We start from the raw sequence: 1,838 nt of genomic DNA, 5'->3' as shown, positions 1-1,838 counted from the left end.
CCCCGCCGGCCCGGTTTGACCGGGCCGGCCATCCGCTACGGACGGATCGGGTCGCGAAAAACGCACCCTTGTTTTGACAATCGCGAAAAGACGTGGGCACCTTTCTCCCCAATGATCAGCGGTCCTGTATCATGGCCGCTGTGAGGAGAAGGCCGTCCGAAGAAGGCGGCAGGTGCGCAGAACGCGTCTCTACCGATACGTCCGCGCACCCATTGTATCCGCACTGCCGCAACGGTCGGCATCGGAAGGGGAGGAAAAGGATCATGAGTGAGACAACAACGGCCCCGCAGGGTTCGCAGCCCTCGCAGGAATTCGAGAAGGTACTGACCGGCAGTTCGACGCAGGTCGCGTCCTTCGATACGAACGACAAGACACCCATCCAGAAATTCCAGCATTTCCTGCACGGCAGCCCGTCTGCCGTACCGCTCATCGTGCTCGTGCTGTCGGTGGCGATCTTCGGCATCATTCTCGGCGGAAAATTCTTCTCCGCCTTCACCATGACGCTGATCCTCCAGCAGGTGGCGATCGTCGGCATCGTGGGCGCGGCACAGACGCTGGTCATCCTGACCGCCGGCATCGACCTGTCGGTCGGCGCCATCATGGTGCTGTCGTCCGTGGTCATGGGCCAGTTCACCTTCCGCTACGGCCTGCCGCCCGTCGTGTCGGTCGCCTGCGGGCTCGCCTGCGGCGCGCTCTGCGGCTATATCAACGGCCTGCTCGTCGCCCGCATGAAGCTGCCGCCCTTCATCGTCACGCTCGGCATGTGGCAGATCATCCTCGCCTCGAACTTCCTCTATTCGGCCAACGAGACGATCCGCTCGCAGGACCTCGCCAGCCAGGCGCCGCTCCTGCAATTCTTCGGCAACAACCTCAAGCTCGGCGGCGCGGTCTTCACCTATGGCGTCATCGCCATGGTGCTGCTGGTGGCGCTCCTCTGGTACGTGCTGAACCAGACCGCCTGGGGCCGCCATGTCTATGCGGTCGGCGACGACCCGGACGCTGCGGAACTGGCCGGCGTCAACGTCAAGCGCATGCTCGTCTCGGTCTATACGCTGTCGGGCCTCATCTGCGCGCTCGCCGGCTGGGCGCTCATCGGCCGTATCGGCTCAGTCTCGCCGACGGCCGGCCAGTTCGCCAATATCGAATCGATCACCGCCGTGGTGATCGGCGGCCTCTCGCTCTTCGGCGGACGCGGCTCGATCCTCGGCATGATCTTCGGCGCGCTGATCGTGGGTGTGTTCTCGCTCGGCCTTCGCCTCATCGGCACGGACCCGCAATGGACCTATCTGCTGATCGGCGTCCTCATCATCTCGGCAGTCGCAATCGACCAGTGGATCAGAAAGGTAGCAGGCTGATGGCACTCGAACCCATTCTCACCGCACGCGGACTGGTCAAGCGCTACGGCCGCGTCACCGCCCTCGACAATGCCGATTTCGACCTCTATCCCGGCGAAATCCTCGCCGTGATCGGCGACAACGGCGCCGGCAAGTCCTCGATGATCAAGGCGATCTCCGGCGCCATCACGCCGGACGAAGGCGAAATCCGGCTCGAAGGCCAGGTGATCAACTTCCGTTCGCCGATCGAGGCGCAGAAGGCCGGCATCGAAACGGTGTATCAAAACCTCGCACTGTCGCCGGCACTGTCGATTGCCGACAACATGTTTCTCGGCCGCGAGATCCGCAAGCCGGGCGTCATGGGCAGCGTATTCCGCAAGCTCGACCGCGGGGCGATGGAAAAGTTCGCCCGCGACAAGCTGTCGGAACTCGGCCTGATGACGATCCAGAACATCAACCAGGCGGTGGAGACGCTGTCCGGCGGCCAGCGCCAGGGCGTTGCCG

The 1,838-nt window shown here is 63.8% G+C and carries 2 protein-coding genes; both read left to right on the top strand.

Translation table 11 applies throughout. The annotated features are described in order from the left end of the window. Positions 1 to 263: 263 nt before the first annotated feature. The gene (locus ACOZK4_RS12170; RefSeq protein WP_421592099.1) at positions 264 to 1,355 is read left to right on the top strand and encodes an ABC transporter permease; all 1,092 of its coding nucleotides are present in this window, start codon (positions 264 to 266) and stop codon (positions 1,353 to 1,355) included. After that, positions 1,355 to 1,838, top strand: a 484-nt coding sequence (locus ACOZK4_RS12165) for an ATP-binding cassette domain-containing protein (protein WP_421592098.1), incomplete at its 3' end; no start/stop codon positions are given. The genes ACOZK4_RS12170 and ACOZK4_RS12165, both read left to right, overlap by 1 nt.

It is taken from the genome of Shinella sp. M27, from assembly GCF_049199905.1.
Lineage (GTDB): Bacteria > Pseudomonadota > Alphaproteobacteria > Rhizobiales > Rhizobiaceae > Shinella.
This window is presented reverse-complemented; position numbering and strand designations above follow the sequence as displayed.